The 19,482-nt window shown below is 56.1% G+C and carries 20 protein-coding genes and 1 tRNA gene; 15 read left to right on the forward strand and 6 right to left on the reverse strand.

From position 1 onward, the window contains the following. Both mtnC and RHM68_RS08715 read left to right on the forward strand, forming a co-directional pair. Positions 1-684: an acireductone synthase gene (gene mtnC, locus RHM68_RS08710; RefSeq protein ID WP_322221910.1), complete on the forward strand. Its 684-nt coding sequence runs from the start codon at positions 1-3 to the stop codon at positions 682-684. 212 nt (positions 685-896) lie between these two features. Then, entirely contained in the window at positions 897-1,130 is a 234-nt protein-coding gene (locus RHM68_RS08715; RefSeq protein ID WP_322221912.1) for a helix-turn-helix transcriptional regulator, read from the forward strand. Between the two features lie 68 nt (positions 1,131-1,198). On the opposite strand, the gene RHM68_RS08720 is transcribed toward RHM68_RS08715, so the two are convergent. Next, on the reverse strand, positions 1,199-1,477 hold the full coding sequence (locus RHM68_RS08720) for a DUF3509 domain-containing protein (RefSeq protein WP_322221914.1): 279 nt from the start codon (positions 1,475-1,477) through the stop codon (positions 1,199-1,201). 538 nt (positions 1,478-2,015) lie between these two features. Here RHM68_RS08720 and RHM68_RS08725 point away from each other — a divergent pair. The 9 genes from RHM68_RS08725 to RHM68_RS08765 all read left to right on the forward strand — a co-directional run bounded on the left by RHM68_RS08725 (position 2,016) and on the right by RHM68_RS08765 (position 9,132). Then, positions 2,016-2,534 (forward strand): ankyrin repeat domain-containing protein, encoded by a 519-nt coding sequence (locus tag RHM68_RS08725; RefSeq protein WP_322221916.1) that lies wholly within the window; start codon positions 2,016-2,018, stop codon positions 2,532-2,534. 144 nt (positions 2,535-2,678) lie between these two features. Then, positions 2,679-3,209, forward strand: a complete 531-nt coding sequence (locus RHM68_RS08730) for a hypothetical protein (protein WP_322221918.1) — start codon at positions 2,679-2,681, stop codon at positions 3,207-3,209. 71 nt (positions 3,210-3,280) lie between these two features. Continuing rightward, positions 3,281-3,472 carry a PLDc N-terminal domain-containing protein gene (locus RHM68_RS08735; protein WP_003223221.1) on the forward strand — a complete coding sequence of 64 codons (192 nt, stop codon included), beginning with the start codon at positions 3,281-3,283 and terminating at the stop codon, positions 3,470-3,472. A 263-nt stretch (positions 3,473-3,735) separates the two neighbouring features. Beyond that, complete coding sequence (gene speE / locus RHM68_RS08740; protein WP_322221923.1) at positions 3,736-4,611, forward strand: polyamine aminopropyltransferase; 876 nt, start codon at positions 3,736-3,738, stop codon at positions 4,609-4,611. A gap of 157 nt (positions 4,612-4,768) precedes the next feature. Further along, entirely contained in the window at positions 4,769-5,002 is a 234-nt protein-coding gene (locus RHM68_RS08745; protein ID WP_322221925.1) for a hypothetical protein, read from the forward strand. Between the two features lie 214 nt (positions 5,003-5,216). After that, positions 5,217-5,558 carry a ribonuclease E inhibitor RraB gene (locus RHM68_RS08750; RefSeq protein WP_322221927.1) on the forward strand — a complete coding sequence of 114 codons (342 nt, stop codon included), beginning with the start codon at positions 5,217-5,219 and terminating at the stop codon, positions 5,556-5,558. A 395-nt stretch (positions 5,559-5,953) separates the two neighbouring features. Beyond that, the gene (locus RHM68_RS08755) at positions 5,954-7,363 is read left to right on the forward strand and encodes a circularly permuted type 2 ATP-grasp protein (RefSeq protein WP_322221929.1); all 1,410 of its coding nucleotides are present in this window, start codon (positions 5,954-5,956) and stop codon (positions 7,361-7,363) included. A 12-nt stretch (positions 7,364-7,375) separates the two neighbouring features. Further along, positions 7,376-8,326 (forward strand): alpha-E domain-containing protein, encoded by a 951-nt coding sequence (locus tag RHM68_RS08760; protein ID WP_322221931.1) that lies wholly within the window; start codon positions 7,376-7,378, stop codon positions 8,324-8,326. Continuing rightward, positions 8,323-9,132, forward strand: coding sequence for a transglutaminase family protein (locus tag RHM68_RS08765; protein WP_322221933.1), 810 nt, complete (start codon positions 8,323-8,325; stop codon positions 9,130-9,132). The genes RHM68_RS08760 and RHM68_RS08765 overlap by 4 nt, the downstream gene beginning before the upstream one ends. A gap of 113 nt (positions 9,133-9,245) precedes the next feature. Here RHM68_RS08765 and RHM68_RS08770 read toward each other — a convergent pair whose 3' ends face one another. Next, positions 9,246-10,067, reverse strand: a complete 822-nt coding sequence (locus RHM68_RS08770) for a cytochrome c (RefSeq protein WP_322221935.1) — start codon at positions 10,065-10,067, stop codon at positions 9,246-9,248. 583 nt (positions 10,068-10,650) lie between these two features. On the opposite strand from RHM68_RS08770, the gene RHM68_RS08775 reads away from it, so the two are divergent. The 3 genes from RHM68_RS08775 to RHM68_RS08785 all read left to right on the forward strand — a co-directional run bounded on the left by RHM68_RS08775 (position 10,651) and on the right by RHM68_RS08785 (position 14,844). Further along, positions 10,651-11,856: an acetyl-CoA C-acetyltransferase gene (locus RHM68_RS08775; protein WP_322221937.1), complete on the forward strand. Its 1,206-nt coding sequence runs from the start codon at positions 10,651-10,653 to the stop codon at positions 11,854-11,856. Between the two features lie 25 nt (positions 11,857-11,881). Next, positions 11,882-14,026 carry a 3-hydroxyacyl-CoA dehydrogenase NAD-binding domain-containing protein gene (locus RHM68_RS08780; protein WP_322221939.1) on the forward strand — a complete coding sequence of 715 codons (2,145 nt, stop codon included), beginning with the start codon at positions 11,882-11,884 and terminating at the stop codon, positions 14,024-14,026. Positions 14,027-14,121: 95 nt separating this feature from the next. Next, positions 14,122-14,844 carry an amidotransferase gene (locus RHM68_RS08785; protein ID WP_322221941.1) on the forward strand — a complete coding sequence of 241 codons (723 nt, stop codon included), beginning with the start codon at positions 14,122-14,124 and terminating at the stop codon, positions 14,842-14,844. Between the two features lie 105 nt (positions 14,845-14,949). Here the strand turns inward: RHM68_RS08785 and RHM68_RS08790 are convergent, their stop codons facing one another. The 3 genes from RHM68_RS08790 to RHM68_RS08800 all read right to left on the reverse strand — a co-directional run bounded on the left by RHM68_RS08790 (position 14,950) and on the right by RHM68_RS08800 (position 17,696). Continuing rightward, a complete protein-coding gene (locus RHM68_RS08790; RefSeq protein ID WP_322221943.1) occupies positions 14,950-15,921 on the reverse strand; it encodes a magnesium and cobalt transport protein CorA in 972 nt (323 codons plus the stop codon). A gap of 148 nt (positions 15,922-16,069) precedes the next feature. Beyond that, a complete protein-coding gene (locus RHM68_RS08795) occupies positions 16,070-16,792 on the reverse strand; it encodes a 1-acylglycerol-3-phosphate O-acyltransferase (RefSeq protein WP_322221945.1) in 723 nt (240 codons plus the stop codon). 214 nt (positions 16,793-17,006) lie between these two features. Beyond that, positions 17,007-17,696 (reverse strand): crotonase/enoyl-CoA hydratase family protein, encoded by a 690-nt coding sequence (locus RHM68_RS08800; RefSeq protein ID WP_322221947.1) that lies wholly within the window; start codon positions 17,694-17,696, stop codon positions 17,007-17,009. 307 nt (positions 17,697-18,003) lie between these two features. Here RHM68_RS08800 and RHM68_RS08805 point away from each other — a divergent pair. Further along, positions 18,004-18,093: transfer RNA gene (locus RHM68_RS08805), tRNA-Ser, on the forward strand. A gap of 394 nt (positions 18,094-18,487) precedes the next feature. Here RHM68_RS08805 and RHM68_RS08810 read toward each other — a convergent pair. Further along, the gene (locus RHM68_RS08810) at positions 18,488-19,393 is read right to left on the reverse strand and encodes a helix-turn-helix transcriptional regulator (RefSeq protein WP_322221949.1); all 906 of its coding nucleotides are present in this window, start codon (positions 19,391-19,393) and stop codon (positions 18,488-18,490) included. Positions 19,394-19,482: the final 89 nt, after the last annotated feature.

Here is a 19,482-nt window from a genome sequence, read left to right on the forward strand (position 1 = left end):
ATGCCGATTAAAGTGATCTTGACCGACATTGAAGGCACCACCAGCGCGGTGAGTTTTGTATTCGACGTGCTGTTCCCGTATGCCGCCAAACACTTGCCGGACTTTGTTCGCCAGCACGCCGCGAGAAAGGATGTCGCCGAGCAACTGGACGCCGTGCGTCGCGACAGCAATGAGGTAGGCGCTGACGTCGAGCGAGTCATCGAGATCTTGCTGAGCTGGATCGGCGAAGACCGCAAGGCCACGCCGCTCAAAGCGTTGCAAGGCATGGTCTGGGAGCAGGGCTACTCGGCCGGTCAGTTGAAAGGCCACGTTTACCCGGACGCCGTTGACGCGCTCAAGCATTGGCACCAAGACGGCTATCAACTGTTTGTTTATTCCTCGGGCTCTATCCAAGCCCAAAAACTGATCTTTGGCTGCTCGCAGGCGGGTGATTTGTCAGCGCTGTTCAGCGGTTATTTCGACACCACCTCAGGGCCAAAACGGGACGTGCAGTCCTATCAGCGGATTGCCCAGGCTATTGGCGTCGAACCGTCGCAGATTCTGTTTCTGTCCGACATCGTTGAAGAGCTGGACGCGGCCCAGGGCGCCGCAATGGCCACCTGTGGACTGGCTCGTGAGGCCGGGGCGCTTAAAGGTCATGTGACCGTGGACAGTTTCGCTCGGATAAATCCTTCAGCCTTCTGACCGTCTTCGCCGATCTTCAGGTAGTCCAAGGCCACGCTTTTGTAGGACTTGTAGGATTTTGCCTGTCGGTCGGTCAGCCATGACTGATTCGGCCCGGCGCTCTTGTTTAATCTCTTACCTGTGTAACTCTTTTAATTCGAACCGCAGCCTGCCGCCGTCGCCATGACGATCGGCATTTTTGCGCACTATTCGGGTAGGGAGAGCAGGTAAAAATGAGAGCGGAAAAACGACCGCGTGGCGACTCGGCGGGCAAACCGTTGAGTGAAAAAGAACTGGAGATTCTGCGTTGGGCAAAGGCTGGAAAAACAGTGTGGGAGATCAGCATAATCCGCGCCATTTCAGAGGCTACGGTGAAATTCCACCTGAGCAACATCTATAGCAAACTTCAGGTCAGCAACCGGGCGCAGGCGGTCGGTGAAGCGGTCAACCGTGGCTTACTGCGCTGAAAACGTAATCAATCAGGCCGCTCCAGCAAGCGCTGGTACGGCCTGATTGATTTGCAATGTCCGTTGGTTTATGCCGAGTGATAGGTCGGCAGGGCAAACCGTTGCTGGCTTTGCAGCATGGAGATTTGTGGCAGTTCGCTGGCCTGTTCGGCGAGGTCACGGCGAATAGCGCTGATCACCCAAGACAGTTGATCGCCTGCATGCAATTGCTGGTAAGAAATCGAGCGTTTGAAGACTTTGCCTTCGCTGCTGCGCAACGTCAGCAGGATGCCACCATCAGGTCGTGCCTGGGTGGTCACGTCGAAGTTGGAGAACAGCGAAGTAAATTTTTCCTGGATCAGGCTCATGTCTATCAGCTCCGTTAGCGCTTGATTTGCAAGCATGCGGAGGTAGTTGCAGTGATTGTGCCAGCATCGAAATTAATAAAAATCTATATAAATCAATAGCTTAATTTTTAAGTCGATTTACGGTTTCGTGCAATCTGCATGAATGGCCATCGTGCATCCTGCATTTTGCGTGGTGGTTGGTGATTGGGTGGAACCAATGACGCCGTCAGGGTTCGCGTTTTCGCAGGCATCGGCTGCGGCGACACAAAAGGGTAAACGGCGCGTGAACAGCGCCAGGCCCGCTGACGTATTTTCGGGCACAACCGCTGCCTTCCAGGTTTGTTGATCGACTCGATGATAGCTATCGCTGCCAGGGAAAATCAGGCACCGCGGTTCAAAGGATGATGGCTATGGCCCGGACAGGTATGCGCGGATGTTCACTGTCATGTGCATCGCTATTAAATCTGCCTATAACGGGTCATCAGAAAAAAGGAGGTGACAGCGGCGGGAGCGCTCGGGAAACTGTCGGCTTTCCGATTGACCGAAAGTGGAGTTGCCCATGTCAGACCAGAGCCGCCAGATGAGCCCCGAAGAAGCTGCTGAATTCGCCGAACAGGTATTCAACAAAGCTCGCGAGGGTGATGCGGCCATGATGGCAGCGCTGCTGACTAAGGGCCTGCCGCCTAATCTGCGTAACCACAAGGGCGATACCTTGCTGATGCTCGCCGCTTATCACGGCCATGTGGAAACGGTGAAAGTGCTGCTGGAGCACAAGGCTGACCCGGAAATTCGCAACGATAACGGTCAGAGCCCGATTGCCGGCGCTGCGTTCAAGGGCGATCTGGCCGTGGTCACGGCGTTGGTCGAGGGTGGCGCTCAAGTGGAAGGTTCGTCGTTCGACGGTCGCACGGCGTTAATGATGGCGGCAATGTTCAACCGCGTTGAAATTGTCGACTACCTCATCAGCAAGGGCGCCGATCCGAAAGCCAAGGACGCCAACGGTGTGTCTGCGCTGGACGCCGCTAAGACCATGGGCGCTGTCGATACCACGGCGCAATTGCAGAAACTGATTGGCTGATATCGAGCCATTCAAGAGCGCGTGATATCGCTGTGGCGCGGGCCCCCATCTTCCTTGCCACCGCTTGATGCCGGGGTCCGCAATCGCGCCCTTATGCGCTATTCTTCGCGCCTTAAAAATCCCCTCGTTACAGGATCACGCCCCATGAAAGCCGCACTCGTCGAACTCATCAGCAAAATCAGCTCTGGGTGCATGAGCGATGACGAAATCCAGAAAGTGGCTGATGAAGCGGCCCAAGCCTACGCTGATCCCGAGGCTTTTCTGACGGCTAATCCGGACATCAACTACGACGATAGCTTCCCGATCCCGCTGGGTGAGTGGATCGTCGTCGGCAGCCTGCCGGAAACCGTGCTATTTCAAGCCGATACCTACATGGACCTGTTCGCCCAGCTCGTCGCCTCTTTCGGTCCCAGCGTTGATTTCAATATCAAGCCCAAGCAACTGGCCAAGACCGAATCCCTGACAGCGCTCAATCGCATCCAGGTGCAGATGGGCAGCATGAACAAGGACAATGGCGGTTATGTGCTGATGAACTTCAGCCAACTGCTCGATGATGAGCTGCAAGTCGTGCTGGTGTTTGGCAACGACGTGCCGCGTGTGCTTGAGTTATGCGCCCATGTCGGTATAGCCGCCGCGCCTTCCCTGGAAGCGCTGAAAGTGGCAATCCACGTTTAATGTAATAAAACGGAACCCTTGCCAAGGCCTACTATCCTAAGAGTGGAAATCACTATCTTGGGAGCGACACCATGGGTTCTACGTTCAATGGCCTGATCGGCCTGATCATTCTTGCCCTGGATATCTGGGCGATCATCAACGTGTTGAAAAGTGGCGCCGAAACCGGGATGAAAATCCTTTGGGTGCTGTTGATCATCTTGCTGCCGGTGTTGGGTTTGATCATTTGGGCCATCGCCGGTCCTCGCGGTAATGTGCGAATTTGATTCAGTCTGCGTCGGTCATGCCTAGCGCTTAGGTGCTGGGTTTGCCCGTGATTCAGGCGTCGCGGTGGGGGGCACTGCAGCGCCGCGCTCATGTCGTGGGCAAAGTCCGCGCTCACTGGTCGGTGCTGGGTGATCATGTGACGTTCGACCTGTCATGTTCCGCGACGTAGAATGCGCGCCTTTCCCGGACAATCGAACCGTTCGATTGGCCATCATGGGCGGGTAACCGTCCGTTGCCTCCCGCATTCATCGGAGCACTTCCCATGAGCACTACCCAAACCAGCGAATACCTGGAAACCCTCTACGAAGGCTACGGCCAGCGTTTTCGCATGGAAAAACTGCTGCACGAAGTGCGCACCGAACACCAGCACCTGGTCATTTTCGAAAACCCGCGCATGGGGCGGGTGATGGCGCTGGACGGCGTGATTCAGACCACTGAAGCCGACGAATTCATCTACCACGAAATGCTTACCCATGTGCCGATCCTGGCCCACGGCACGGCTAAGCGTGTGTTGATCATCGGTGGTGGCGATGGCGGCATGCTGCGTGAGGTGGCGAAGCACGGGAGTGTCGAACACATCACCATGGTCGAGATCGACGGCACCGTGGTCGATATGTGCAAACAGTTCCTGCCGAATCACTCCAAGGGCGCATACGACGATCCACGCTTGAACCTGGTGATCGACGATGGCATGCGCTTCGTGGCCACCACCACCGAAAAATTTGACGTGATCATTTCCGACTCCACCGACCCGATCGGCCCGGGCGAGGTGCTGTTCTCCGAAAACTTTTACCAGGCCTGCCACCGCTGCTTGAACGAAGGCGGCATTCTGGTGACCCAGAACGGTACGCCGTTCATGCAACTCAGCGAAGTACAAACCACTGCCGGTCGTCTGCGCAGTCTGTTCCCAGACTGGCATTTCTATCAGGCGGCGGTGCCGACCTACATCGGTGGCGCCATGACCTTCGCCTGGGGTGCGACCAATACCGCCTATCGCAAATTGTCCCGTGAGACGTTGCAACAGCGCTTTGCCGGCAGCGGCATTGTCACTCGCTACTACAATCCGGAAATCCACATTGGCGCCTTCGCCATGCCGCAGTACGTGCTGCAAGCGATCAACAAACCCAGCAACGACTGAACAAGCGATTGAGTAGGAAGGGGCCGTCGCGAGTGTGTGAAAACACGCTTGCAACGGCCCTTTTTCATTCCGCCCGTATGACGTGTTGGAACGATTGGCCTGCGCAAACGGTCGAGATGATGTAAGCCCATTTAAGGGTTTTATCGAGGAGGCACTGATGCAAAAGTGGAAAGTCACTTTCGTTGACGATCACGGTGAACAGGTTGATGAGCTGTTCGAGAGCGACGAGTGCCCGAACAACGAGCAAGCGGCTAAACTTATTCGTGCCCGGCGTTTGCCTGTGGCTGCCGAGCTGGATCTCAATGACCTGGATGGCAGAACGGAAGACCCGACCGTCAAAAGTCTGAAGTTCCAGAACAGCATCCAGATTCTCGGTATTACTCCGATCTGATCGTCAAATTGTCACCTTCGCAACCAGGCCTTGGCAGCAGCTCTCTCTTGGGGCTACTCTGCAAGCGAGATCAGCGAATGAATCGCTAAGGTCTGGTCTTGTCAGCTACATGCTTGTTTCCCATCGGCAAATTGCTTGCCGTTTTGCCCTCATCATTCGGTTGTGGGCGCAGGGAATACGGAAAGTCTATCCATCAATTTGAGGGGGACGTTTCATGAGCACAGCCTATCAAGAAGACATCAGCACCACCGTACTGCGCCGCATGAAGGAAGGCGGTTTCGATTTTTCACGATTTCATCCCATTGAGTTCTACGCCATTTTCCCCGACGAGGAGCGGGCGCGCAGGGCCGCAGGTCATTTTCGCGGTGAGTCGTTAAATGCTCAGATCAGCGTGCGTGACGACGGCGCTTGGTATCTGGAACTGAGTAAGGTGATGTACGCGACGTATGGTGGCATCGGCGATTTTGAGCAGGACTTTGAGGCGGTGGTTGAGCCACTGGGCGGCATCATTGAAGGATGGGGCGTCAAACAGGAGGTACGAGGGCTACTCGCATAACACTATGAGTGATAACAATCAGCAGCGGCTGGCCTACGGGTTGGCCGTTTTCGTTTGTGGTGCGTCAGAACATTCCTTCGGAAAAACCTTGAAACAAGAATTCGAGGCAAAAAAAACCGCCTGAGCAGGCGGCTAAAGGGAAGTTCGGTAAGTTTTTCAGCGAATGGGCGGATTATCCGCATCGCAGACCAAGCAGTGAAATCAACTCTGACTATGCTGGTGATAGGCGACAGCATTGCTTCGCAATGAGGCGGGGACAATCAGGTTGGGGCATTTACCGCACAGGTTTGGTGCGGTGCGCGCGGTGTAGTTATCCAACTTATTGAAATTAAAGCGTTTATGCCGATGGCACGGGCCTTGCGAAGCTTAAATGTCCGGGTGACAAGGAGTACGGCATGATCCGCACCTATTTTGATGAGATGTACGATGCTGGCGGGCTGGTCCGCCCGCATTATCGGGAGTTTGCCCGTTGGCTGGCTGAAACGCCTGACGAGCTTTTGGCACAACGGCGACGCGAGGCCGATCTGTTGTTTCATCGCGCCGGGATTACGTTCACGCTCTACGGTGATGAGCAAGGGACGGAGCGTCTGATTCCGTTCGACACCATTCCTCGCAGTATCCCCGCTAGTGAATGGCGGATCGTTGAGCGTGGCTGTATCCAGCGGGTCAAGGCGTTGAACATGTTTCTCGCCGACCTTTACCACGAACAGCGAATCATCAAGGCCGGCATCATTCCGGCCGAACAAGTGCTGGCTAACGAGCAGTACCAGTTGGCCATGCAAGGGCTGGATCTGCACCGCGATATTTATTCCCATATATCAGGCGTTGATTTGGTGCGTGATGGCGACGGTACGTACTACGTGCTTGAAGACAATCTTCGTACACCCAGTGGCGTGAGCTACATGCTCGAAGACCGCAAAATGATGATGCGTTTGTTCCCAGAGTTGTTCTCGGCCCAGCGTATTGCCCCTATCGACCATTACCCGAACCTGTTACTCGATACCCTGAAAAGCTCCAGCCCAATCGATGACCCCAGTGTGGTGGTACTGACGCCGGGTCGCTTCAACAGCGCGTTTTTCGAGCACGCTTTTTTGGCTCGGGAAATGGGTGTTGAACTGGTCGAGGGCGCAGATCTGTTTGTACGTGACGACAAGGTGTTCATGCGCACCACGGATGGTCCCAAAGCCGTCGATGTGATTTACCGTCGTCTCGACGACGCGTTCCTTGACCCGTTGGCGTTCAACCCCGATTCGATGCTCGGCGTGCCCGGACTGCTTTCGTCCTACCGCACCGGCAACGTCGTGCTGGCGAATGCCATCGGCACCGGCGTGGCGGACGACAAATCGGTTTACCCATTCGTGACGGACATGATCCGTTTTTACCTGGATGAAGAGCCGATCCTGAAGAACGTACCGACGTGGCAGTGCCGTAATCCTTCTGAACTTTCCCACGTTCTGGCGAATCTTCCAGATCTGGTGGTCAAGGAAACGCAGGGCTCCGGCGGTTACGGGATGTTGGTGGGGCCCGCGGCGACTGCGGCGGAAATCGAATCGTTCCGTGCGCGCATCAAGGCCAAGCCTCATGCGTACATCGCGCAACCGACGTTGTCCCTGTCGACCTGTCCGACTTTTGTCGAAAACGGCATCGCACCACGCCACATCGACCTGCGTCCGTTTGTATTGTCTGGCCGCGAAACCCGGGTTGTACCGGGCGGTTTGACCCGTGTTGCCTTGCGCGAAGGCTCCCTGGTGGTGAACTCCTCCCAGGGCGGCGGAACCAAGGACACCTGGGTGGTCGAGGATTGAAGGAAGCCTGCCATGTTAAGTAGAACTGCCTCGGATTTGTATTGGATGTCGCGTTACCTGGAGCGGGCGGAAAACCTCGCACGTATGCTCGACATCAGTTATTCGCTGTCACTGATGCCGCAAGACGGCCGAGGTGATGGCCTGCACGAACTCGCCATGCCCTTGCTGATCACGGGCACGCTGGACGACTACCTGGAACGTCACGGAGAGTTGCACGCCGAACGGCTGCTGCATTTTTTCGCCCTGGATGCTGCGAACCCGGCGAGCATCTACAGTTGTCTCGGTTCGGCGCGTGCCAGTGCTCACGCAGTGCGTGGGCGAATCACCGCGGACATGTGGGAAAACATCAACGCCACCTGGCTGGAAATTCGCGGCATAGCCGATCAAGGCTTGAGTCGCTATGGCATGAGTCGTTTCTGTGAGTGGATCAAGGAACGTTCCCACCTGTTCCGCGGCGCGTCCTACGGCACCATCATGCGTAACGACGCTTTCCGCTTCATCCGCCTCGGGACGTTTATCGAAAGGGCCGACAACACACTGCGCCTGCTCGACGCCCGGTATGAAATGGCTGGCGATCAGGCCGAAGCCGTCAGTGATGGCACCGCGCACGCTTACTACCAGTGGAGTGCCTTACTGAGGGCTTTGTCATCGTTCGAGGCTTACACCGAGATCTACCGCGACGCTCCCGGCGCCCGTCACGTTGCCGAGTTGCTGTTGCTGCGGGCAGACGTGCCACGATCCTTACGGGCCTGCACTGAAGAAATCGACCAAATCCTCGCCAGTCTGCCGGGGGCCAACGGCCGTCCTGCGCAGCGCCTGGCGGCCGAGATGGACGCTCGCCTGCGCTACACCGGTATCAACGAAATCCTCGACGAAGGCCTACACGCCTGGCTTACCGAGTTCATCCCGCTGGTGCGCCAGTTGGGCAATGCCATACACAGTTCCTACCTGGAGGCTGCATGAGACTTTCCATTAGCCACGAAACCACCTATCACTATGAAGATCAGGTGCGGGCGAGCATCCAGTATTTAAGACTGACCCCCCACGACAGTGAGCGCCAGCATGTGCTCAGCTGGCAGCTCGATCTGCCGCGCCCAGTGCGTGCGCAGCTCGATCCGTTCGGCAATATCCTGCACGTACTGACCATGGATGAGCCGCACGAGGCCATCATCATCGGTGCGCGTGGGCAAGTGGATATCGACGAACTTCGCGAAGCCGAGCATGAGAGTCAGTCGGCTCTGCCTTTCCTGCGTTTCACTCGCCTGACCGAGCCCGACGAGGCTCTGCGTGCGTTCGCCGAGAAGGAGTGCAAAAAACGCCGGGACCGTACAGCGTTGATCGACTTGATGCATGGCTTGAATCAACACATGACCTACACGCCTGGCTCTACCGAAGTCGATACCAGCGCTGCGCAGGCCTTCGCCGGGCGTTCGGGCGTCTGCCAGGACCACACCCACGCGTTTTTAGCCTGCGCGCGTAGCCTGGGCATTCCAGCGCGTTACGTGTCGGGTTACTTGTACAGCGAAAACAGCGAACACTTGGCCAGTCACGCCTGGGCCGAAGCTTGGCTCGATGACGCCTGGTACAGCTTTGACGTCACCAATGAACTGTCACGGCCGGAGCGCCACTTGAAATTGGCGGTGGGCCTGGATTACCTCGACGCCTGCCCAGTGCGTGGTATGCGCCGTGGCGGAGGATGCGAGCAGATGCATGCGAAGGTCTTTGTCTCGCCGACGCCTGCGCCGGTGATCTCGGTTCAGCAGCAGTAATCGGGTATGCCGCTTCGCGAGTGGACTCGCACCCACACGGGATCTGTGAGCGACACAAGTCCTTTGTAGGCGCGAGGCTTGCTCGCGAAGAGGCCGTCCCAATCAGCACAACGCTACGGTTTAACCTTACGCGTCGCCATATGCTTCAAATACGCGACTAACCTCTCCAAATCTCCATCCGGCAACACCGCCGCCGAGAACCCGGGCATTTTTGCCTGAGGCCACTGACGCAAACTCTGCGGGTCACGGATGTAGCGTTTAAGAAAGTCCTCGCCGAAGTATTCGGTCGGGTTGTATGGAATATTCAGGTCCGGCCCGAACTGAGCATCCCCCGCGCCATTGAGTCGATGGCACGCCAGGCAATTTTTCTGAAACAGCGCAAAGCCCTTGTTCACCGGATCGTCCGCCTTCAGTACCGGATCCGGCAACAGCGCAGGGAAGCGCTCGGCCACCGGCGCCATGCGCTTGATGCTGGCGACTTCGAACGGCCATTGCTCGGGGCTGATATCGGCGGCCTGTGGATCAGTCCAGACCAGATAAAACGGACCGGCGCTGTGTTTGCCATCAGACAGCGGCGGCCAAGGCGTATTCGGGTCTTCAATGGCCAGCCAGGCGCGCGCGCCTGAGGCATTAAGCAACGGCGCCGCCGCCAGTTCGGCAGCAAAACCGTCCAGAGCAACAGCTTGCAGGTGATCTTCAGGTTTGATACCCGTCAACAATGCCGCCAACGGCACGGCGCGATAGCTCATGTCACGCTTATAAGAGACGTCATTTTTGACGGTGATCGTCTGAGTCTGGGGGTGTTTGAGCAACTCGTCGGTCTGCCAGGTGCGACTGCTAGCGCCAAGCTCCAGATTCAGCTGTGCGGCATAGAGGGGGGCGCAGAACAGCAGTGCCCCGAACAGAACAAGTGTTTTCAAGAGATCGAAGTCCATGTCGTAAAAGTGCCTAGAAGGATGGCACACCCATACTGGCTCAGGTAGCGAGCCAGTCGCCTGTGTGGTCAGTCGATGTAAACCCCTGGCACTTGAGTCAGCCGATCACCTTGGTCAGGTTCGGCAAAATCAACAACAGCGTGGTGGCGAAAAGGATGAGTCCTGCTTGACGTACTTTCGAATGCTTGAACATGGCTGACCGCCTTTTTTGTTATTTCCTGATGCCTGCCTGCCTATCTCCATGACGGCAAAGCGCTTAACTTCCTGTAGCACGCGTGCCTCGGCAAAACCCGACGACAACCTCGTACAACTTCACCTTAGGGCCCGCGTCACGCTTGTCTTAGACCTATTTCATATGTACTCAGCATATTTCGCATCAAAAAAGGCATGAGGCTTATTGCCAGCTGCGTGCATGCCCTTTTGCTAGACAGCTTCGTGACCTGAATCGGTTAATCAGATAGCTGACTACCGTTCGTCTGAGCGTGACCGTCAACGTCAGTGAGCACTGCGGTCATTGAATCCGCAGCTACCGCGCCTAAGGTAATAGCTCTGTATTTACTCACCGCACCGGTGCGAGGACGTCATGACCCAAGCTTTGATTTTCGATGCTTTACGCACGCCCCGCGGCAAAGGTAAGGCCGATGGCGCGTTGTACAGCGTCAAACCGGTGAACCTGGTAGCAGGGCTGCTGACGGCGTTGCAGCAACGCACGTCCCTCGACACCAGCCAAGTCGATGATGTGGTGCTCGGCTGCGTGACGCCCATCGGCGATCAAGGCTCTGACATCGCCAAAACTGCGACTCTGGTCGCCGATTGGGACGTCAGTGTGGCCGGTGTGCAAATCAACCGCTTCTGCGCCTCCGGGCTGGAGGCGGTGAACCTGGGTGCCATGAAAATTCGATCCGGCTTCGAAGACTTGGTGGTGGTGGGCGGTGTCGAGTCCATGTCCCGGGTCCCGATGGGCAGCGACGGCGGTGCGTGGGCGCTGGACCCGCAAACCAACCTGCACAGTCACTTCACTCCCCAAGGCGTGGGCGCCGATCTTATCGCCACGATTGAAGGTTTCACTCGTCAGGACGTCGATGCCTATGCACTGCACTCTCAGCAGAAGGCGGCGCGAGCCAGGGCAAACGGCTCGTTCAACAAATCGCTGGTGCCAGTACAGGACCAGAACGGCATCATCCTGCTCGATCACGATGAGTTCATCCGTGCCGAATCGACTCTGGAAGGGTTGGGGAAGCTCAAACCGAGTTTCGAAATGCTCGGGCAAATGGGCTTCGATGCCACGGCGCTGAGGGTCTACAGCCATGTGGAAAGGATCAATCACGTTCATACACCCGGTAACAGCTCCGGAATCGTCGACGGCGCAGCGTTGATGCTGATCGGCTCCGAAGCCAAGGGGCGGGCGCTGGGCCTGCTGCCTCGCGCGCGGATCGTCGCCACGGCCGTTACCAGCACTGACCCGACCATCATGCTGACCGGCCCCGCGCCTGCTACTCGCAAAGCATTGGCCAAGGCCGGGCTGCGGGTCGAGGACATCGACTTGTTCGAAGTCAACGAAGCGTTTGCCTCGGTGGTGCTGAAATTCATCAAGGACATGGCCATAGACCCGGCAAAGGTCAACGTTAACGGCGGTTCCATCGCCATGGGCCACCCGCTGGGCGCTACCGGTTGCGCGATTCTCGGCACGCTGCTCGATGAACTGGAAACCCGACGCCTGCGCTATGGCCTGGCGACGTTGTGCGTCGGCGGCGGCATGGGCATCGCCACCATCATCGAACGCTTGTGAGACTCGACTTCAAGGAACCGCTTTCATGACCCAAGCCATTCGTTACGAAAAAGGTCAGGACCAGATCGTCGTCCTGACCATCGACATGCCTGGCCAGAGTGCCAATACCATGAACGCCGTGTACGGCGAGGCCATGGCCACTTGCGTTGCCCAGTTAGTCGCGGAAAAGGAGAGCATCGCCGGCGTCATCATCACCTCGGCCAAGAAGACCTTCTTTGCCGGCGGCGACCTCAATGAATTGATCAACGTCGACAAACCCCAAGCGAAAGCCTTCTACGACAGGGTGCTTGCGCTCAAAAGTCAGTTACGCACGCTCGAAACCCTTGGCAAGCCAGTGGTCGCCGCGATCAACGGCGCCGCGCTGGGCGGTGGGTGGGAAATATGTTTGGCCTGCCATCACCGCGTGGCGCTGGACAACCCGTCGGTACAACTCGGCCTGCCGGAAGTGACCCTCGGCTTGCTGCCTGGCGGAGGGGGTGTGGTGCGCATGGTGCGCATGTTGGGGTTGGAAAAAGCCCTACCATACCTGCTCGAAGGCAAAAAAATCCGGCCGCAGCAGGCGTTGGCAGCGGGTTTGCTGGATGAGCTGGCTTCGACTGGCGAGGAGCTGCTGGCGAAAGCTCGGGCATGGATTCTCAGCAACCCTTCGGCGGTACAGCGGTGGGACGTGAAGGGTTATCAGATCCCTGGGGGCACACCATCGAATCCGAAAGTCGCGCAGATGTTGGTCATTGCACCGTCGATCCTGCGTAGCAAAACCCACGGCACGCTGCCGGCGCCGGAAAAAATCCTTTGCGCTGCGGTGGAAGGCGCACAGGTGGATTTCGACACTGCCCATCTGATTGAAACTCGGTACTTCACCGAGCTGACCACCGGGCAGATTTCGAAAAACCTGATCGGCACGTTCTGGTTTCAACTCAACGAAGTCAAGGCGGGTGGCTCGCGGCCTCAGGGTTTCGCACCTTATGTCACTCGCCGTGTGGGGGTGCTCGGTGCCGGGATGATGGGGGCGGGCATTGCGTTTGTCAGCGCCTTGGCCGGTATCGAGGTGGTACTCAAGGACATCAGCCATACGGCGGCGCAGAAGGGCAAGGCTCATTCGGCAGCGTTGCTGGACAAAAAAATTACGCGCGGTGAGTTGAGCGTCGAGCAGCGAGACGCGGTGCTCGCGAGGATTAAAACCACGGACGATGACGCCGATCTCGCCGGCTGCGATCTGATCATTGAGGCGGTGTTTGAAGATCGTGATTTGAAAGCCAAGGTGTCTTCGGCGGCACAGCAAGTCGTCGGTCCGCACGCGGTGATAGCTTCCAATACTTCAACCCTACCCATCAGCGGCCTGGCCATTGCTGTGCCGGACCAGAGCAAATTTATCGGCCTACATTTCTTTAGTCCTGTGGAGAAAATGCCGCTGGTAGAGATCATCAAGGGCGCGAACACCAGTGACGAAACTCTGGCGCGAGGTTTTGATTTCGTGCTGCAAATCAAGAAAACCCCGATTGTGGTCAACGACAGTCGCGGCTTCTTCACCTCGCGCGTTTTCGGTACCTTCACCAACGAAGGCATTGCCATGCTCGGCGAAGGCGTGAGCGCGCCAATGATCGAGACCGAAGCGCGTAAGGCCGGCATGCCCATCGGACCTCTGGCGATTTCCGACGAAGTTTCACTCAGCCTCATGAGCCATATCCGCCAGCAAACGGCCAAAGACCTGCAAGCAGAAGGGAAACCGCTGATTGAGCATCCGGCGTTCGCCGTGATTGACGTGTTGCTCAACGAGTATAAGCGGGCGGGGAAGGCGGCTGGAGGCGGTTTCTACGATTACTCGGCTGGTGGCCAGAAGCATTTGTGGCCAGCGCTCAAAACCCGCTTCGAGAAGGCTGACGAGCAGATTTCGCCGAAGGACGTGAGTGATCGCTTGCTGTTTGTACAGGCCATCGAAACAGTGCGTTGCATGGAGGAGGGCGTACTGACCTCGACGGCAGAGGCCAACGTTGGCTCGATCTTCGGTATTGGCTTTGCGGCGTGGACCGGCGGCGCGCTGCAATTCATCAATCAGTACGGCGTGAAAGACTTCGTTGCTCGCGCTCAATACTTGGCTGAGCAGTATGGCGAGCGCTTCACACCGCCGGCCTTGCTGCTGCAGAAGGCCGCCACCGGGGAGGGATTTTAAGGGGGCGGCAACGTTTTCCGGGGCTTGCCTTGAGACCGTGTTTCAAGGCAGGCTCTGGGGCGTTCATTATTCCTTTCACGTGTCAGGTATTTTTTATGTCGTTACGCATCTGCATTCTGGAAACCGACATCCTGCGTCCAGAACTGGTCGAGCAGTATCAGGGGTACGGGCAGATGTTTCAGCGTCTGTTTTCCCAGCAACCCATCGCCGCCGAGTTCACTCTCTACAACGTGATGCAGGGCGAGTATCCCAGCGATGATCTGATCTTCGACGCCTACCTGGTCACCGGCAGCAAGGCTGACTCCTTCGGCAGCGACCCATGGATTGAAACCCTCAAGACTTACCTGCTGAGCCGCTTTGAGCGCGGTGACAAACTGCTGGGTGTGTGTTTCGGCCATCAGTTGTTGGCGCTGCTGTTGGGCGGTAAAGCTGAGCGAGCGACCCAAGGCTGGGGTGTTGGCACCCACAACTACACGCTTTCGGCGAAGGCGCCATGGATGAGCCCCGTGCGCGAAGAGCTGACGTTACTGATCAGCCACCAGGATCAGGTGACGGCACTCCCGAAGAATGCCACGGTGATTGCTTCGAGCGACTTCTGCCCCTTCGCCGCGTATCACATCAACGATCAGGTGCTGTGCTTTCAAGGGCACCCAGAGTTTATCCACGACTATTCGCGAGCGTTGCTGGATATTCGTCAGCAAGCGCTGGGTGAGCAGATTTATCAGAAAGGTGTGGCGAGTTTGGAGCACCAGCACCATGGCACCACGGTTGCGGAGTGGATGATGCGGTTTGTAGCGCACAAGCCAGAAACTGTTTGACGCCAAGAGCATCGCGAGGAGCCTCGTTCCCACATTCGAACTGCGATGTTGCAGAGATCAATGTGGAGAGCTTGCTCGCGAATGCATCAGGCAACTCGGCAGTGGTTATAACCACCCCGACCTCTTGAAACTCGCCCACAAACTGACGCAACCCACCGCGATAAAACTCAACACGCCGAAATACCCGTAATGCCAACTCAACTCCGGCATGTTTTGAAAGTTCATCCCATAAATGCCGGCGACCGCCGTTGGGAACGCCAGAATTGCCGCCCACGCCGCAAATTTGCGCTGGACTACGCTCTGGCGCGATGCCTCCAGCAACACGCCAATTTCGATGGTTTGACTCGCAATGTCCGCCAGCGTTGTGAGGTCTTCCATCTGCCGTGTCACGTGAATCTGCACATCACGGAAGTACGGGCGCATGTTTTTATCGATAAACGGAAAATTCAATTTTTGCAGTTCTTCTCCGATCTCCACCATCGGTGCTGCGTACCGGCGCAAACGCAAGACATCGCGCCGTAGGCTGTGGAGCTTCTGGATATCGCGCTCGTTCAGCGCGCTTTGCAGCACGTTGCGCTCCAGTTCATCAATCTCGGCGTGGATCGCTTCGCCGACCGGTTGATAGTTCTCAATGACAAAGTCTAGAAGGGCATAGAGCACGAAATCTTCGCCGTGCTCCAACAGCAGCGGACGCGCCTCACAACGCTGGCGGACATGAGCGTAGGACGCTGAATGGCCATTACGAGCGGTGATCACGTAACCTTTGCCGGCAAAAATATGCGTCTCGATGAACTCCAGTTTGCCTTCATGGCGAATGGGCGAGTACGTGACGATAAACAAGGCGTCACCAAAGGTCTCGAGCTTCGGTCGGCTGTGCTTTTCCAGCGCATCTTCGATGGCCAGTTCGTGCAGATTGAACTGGCGTTGCAGGTTAGACAGTTCTTGAGCGCTGGGCTCTTCGAGGCCGATCCACACAAAATGGTCGGGCTTGGATGCCCAGGAGGCACCTTCGTCGAGGCTAATATTCGTGACTTTCTTACCGGCGCTGTAAACCGCAGCCGCAACAACTCTGCCCATAGTAGTGGTTCACTTCTTATTGAGGCTGTGAGGAGCCAAAAGGTGATAGCAGGCAAAAAGCCTAGCTTAGCTTTGTCTGGAGCTTGAGAGTCAGCAAACGTGGAAGAGTTCGTCGACAAAATAAAACCCGCACACGGCGGGTTTTATTTTAGGCGGCTTGCAGTTGCCTATCCATCGCTGTGATGCACTCGCACATCTGCTCGCGGCACTGGGCGATCAGCATTGGCATGTCATCCATGCTCAACCCTGCGGTCGGAATAGCCGGGAGCGAGCGGATCAGAATTTTCCCACTGTTCCAGCGGTTCAATCGCATGTGTTTGACGTAACTGCTGACACACACCGGTACGATCGGCACCCCGGCGGCAATTGCCATCTGGAACGCGCCTTTCTTGAATGGCAGCAACGCTTCTCCCAGGTTACGGGTGCCCTCCGGGAATACCCATATCGAGGTGTCTTCATGCTGCAAGGTATGTGTGGTGGTCAGCATCGACTGGCGCGCTTTATGTGCATTGCCACGGTCGATCAGCACATTGCCCGCGAGCCAGAATAACTGGCCAAATAGCGGAACCCATTTCAGGCTCTTCTTGCCGATGCACACGGTTCGGCGGGGCACTACGTTGCCAAGCACAAACAGGTCGTAGTTGGACTGGTGGTTAGCAATGATCACGCAGCTGCCTGTCTTATCCATCAGCGGTCCGACATCGGCCTTCACTCGTAAACGCAAAATACACATCGCCGGCCACGCATATAAGCGCGCGCACAAGCGGCTGTTGTCCGGATTAAAGGGGCGGCACAGGCCCAGAATCACTCCAAGCATACCGGCCAGCATAAAGTGCAGGCTCATCAATAACATACGAAACACAAACAGCATTTACAGAGCCCATCGGGACAAAAGGTGGCGCAGTGTACGGATGTGCATTGTTTTCGGCAATTGCGACTATAGAGCTGGGAGATAGGCGATGTTTAAGCGCATGTTTCCAAGCGCTGGGTCAGACCCGGCCTAGAGCTGTCGGAGACTTTTCAACACGGCGCGTAAGAAAAAGCCCGACACGACGGTCGGGCTTTTCGCAGCAGCACGTTAGGGCTTAACCGGTGTATTCCTGATCCAGAATGATTGCGTTGTCCAGAATTTCCAGCAACGCCTTGCGTACTTTCAGCTTGGTGTTCTTGTGTGCGGTCATGTTGATCTTCTTCAATTGCCGCGCTGCCGCCAGTGCTGCACCGTGCAGCTCTTCTGCTGACACCACCACGTCGAGGAAGCCAGCCTCCACGGCGCTCTTCGGATTGAACATCTCGCCGTTGATTACCGAGCGGTGAAGCGCCGACTTGCTCAAACGATCACGAGCCAGTTCGATACCGGCGTGGTGCATGGTCATGCCAATCTGTACCTCGTTCAATCCAATGCTGAACGGCCCCTCGACGCCGATTCGGTAATCCACCGATAACAGCAGGAACGCACCCTTGGCCACTGCATGCCCTGGGCACGCGACAACCACCGGGAACGGGTGTGACAACAGGCGACGGGCCAGGGTAGAGCCGGCGGTCACCAGCGCGACGGCCTCTTTAGGGCCAGCGGTCATCACTTTCAAGTCATAACCGCCCGACAGAATCCCCGGCTGACCGGTAATGATCACCACCGCGCGATCAGTCAATGCCTGATCCAGCGCCGCATTAAAAGCAGCAATCACGTCCGGGGAAATGGCGTTTACCTTGCCATTGCTCAACGTCAGGGTCGCGATACCGTCTTCAAGGTGGTACGAAATCAACTCACTCATGACGCTATTCCTTGTATGAAAGTTGGGGCAGACGTTACCCACCGCCGCAGGCCAGGTAAAGCGCCGTGACTGACCCGTCAGTCACCCTTGTGCGCTTGTCAGGCGCAGCCAGCCGCCTCGGCGGCGCATTGCCTTCTATATAGACGCGGACGCGAAGCCAGAGATTGGCGGGTTTGCCATGGCCCAGAACCCACCGGGCCGACTAAATCGCTAAGCGCATGAAAATTCTGAAAAAAAAATTTGCCATCGGAAAAGCTTTCGACTACATTAGCGCGCCTCGACAGACTGAATATGTTTGAAGAGATACGGTGAAGTGTCCGAGTGGCTTAAGGAGCACGCCTGGAAAGTGTGTATACAAGAAATTGTATCGAGAGTTCGAATCTCTCCTTCACCGCCACATTAAGTAAACGCAAACCCCTGATTTTCCTAGAGAAAGTCGGGGGTTTGTGGTTTTTGGTGTCTGAAAAAAGGTCATATGGGACACGGGGTTGTTTTTTTGCCGTCGGGATCTGGGCCTTGAAGAACCGATCCCGCACTAAAATGTCTCTGACATGCGTCAGTTGGTTTTTGATGTTCAGGAAAAAAGTGCGGGTTGTATTGCGGCACAGTTTTGTTGTCACGTTCAACGATATCGTTGATCCGTGGGAGCGAGGCGCCATTTTTTATAAAAAATGAGCCCGCTACACACACGGATCGGTACTCTCAACTACCAGCCTTTCGGTGTGAAAAAATATAGATCAGTAAGTATCGCAGCGCTCTGAAGTAGGCGACTAATTCCGATAGGTGGGACTTCATATTTGAGGAATTAATGCGCTGGAGTTACAGGTATTGTTGCTCTCAATTGAATGGAGCTTTGTTTTTAAATCCTCTTGTAACCATTTCTCAAAATCAGACGTGGTCGCCCCTTGATCTACCGGTGCGTAATACACAAGTCGCAAGTGCCTGTCGACATCGATCGTTAGTGTCGTGTGCTCTAATATGACATCGCCGAAAGACTCAATTGAAAGGTTTCGAATACCTTGGCACGGTCCGTGAATGTCCTGTTTCGACCACCAGCCTTTAAACTCTGAACTCGTTTTTTCAAGCTCATGTACTAATGACGCGACATCGCTTTCTTTCGAGGCATGCACGTAATCCCTGCGAAAACTGGAAAGCATCTGGATCGCTTGGTCGTCCCAAGGACTGAAAAGTGACCTCATGCGCTTATCGGTAAACAGCATCCACAAAATATTTCGATGTTCGGAGGGTTTATCTGAAAAGTTGAAAATTTTGTCTGCTGCTGGATTCCAGGCAAGAACATCCCAACGAAGATTCAGAACATAAGCGGGCCGCAAAGGGAGATCCGCCAGCAGGCGGTTGACAATTTTGGGGACTACGCACCATGTTTTGCCTTGCTCTGCCGGTGGGCGCTGATGGGAGAGTAGGTACAGATGCCTGCGTTCCATTGCGTCAAGCTGAAGAACCCGGCACAGATTATCTAAAAACGCTGGCGACACACCAATATCTCGGCCCTGTTCGAGCCATGTATACCAAGACAACCCTACGCCCGCTAATGCAGCCACTTCTTCGCGACGCAGACCAGGTGTTCGGCGGCGTCCCGTGGCTGTCAAACCTGCCTCTGCAGGTGATATACGCTCACGACGGCTGCGCAAAAACTCAGCCAGATCCTGTCGAGTGCGCTCTAAATTCCTTTCCATTATCCGGTTACTCCTAGTAACACTATAAACAGTAGCCATTGTACTGACTATCAGGTTGCTTAAGAATCCGCTCGGCCCTGAACGTGAGG

The sequence above is a fragment of the Pseudomonas sp. DC1.2 genome (assembly GCF_034351645.1).
Taxonomy (GTDB): Bacteria; Pseudomonadota; Gammaproteobacteria; order Pseudomonadales; family Pseudomonadaceae; genus Aquipseudomonas.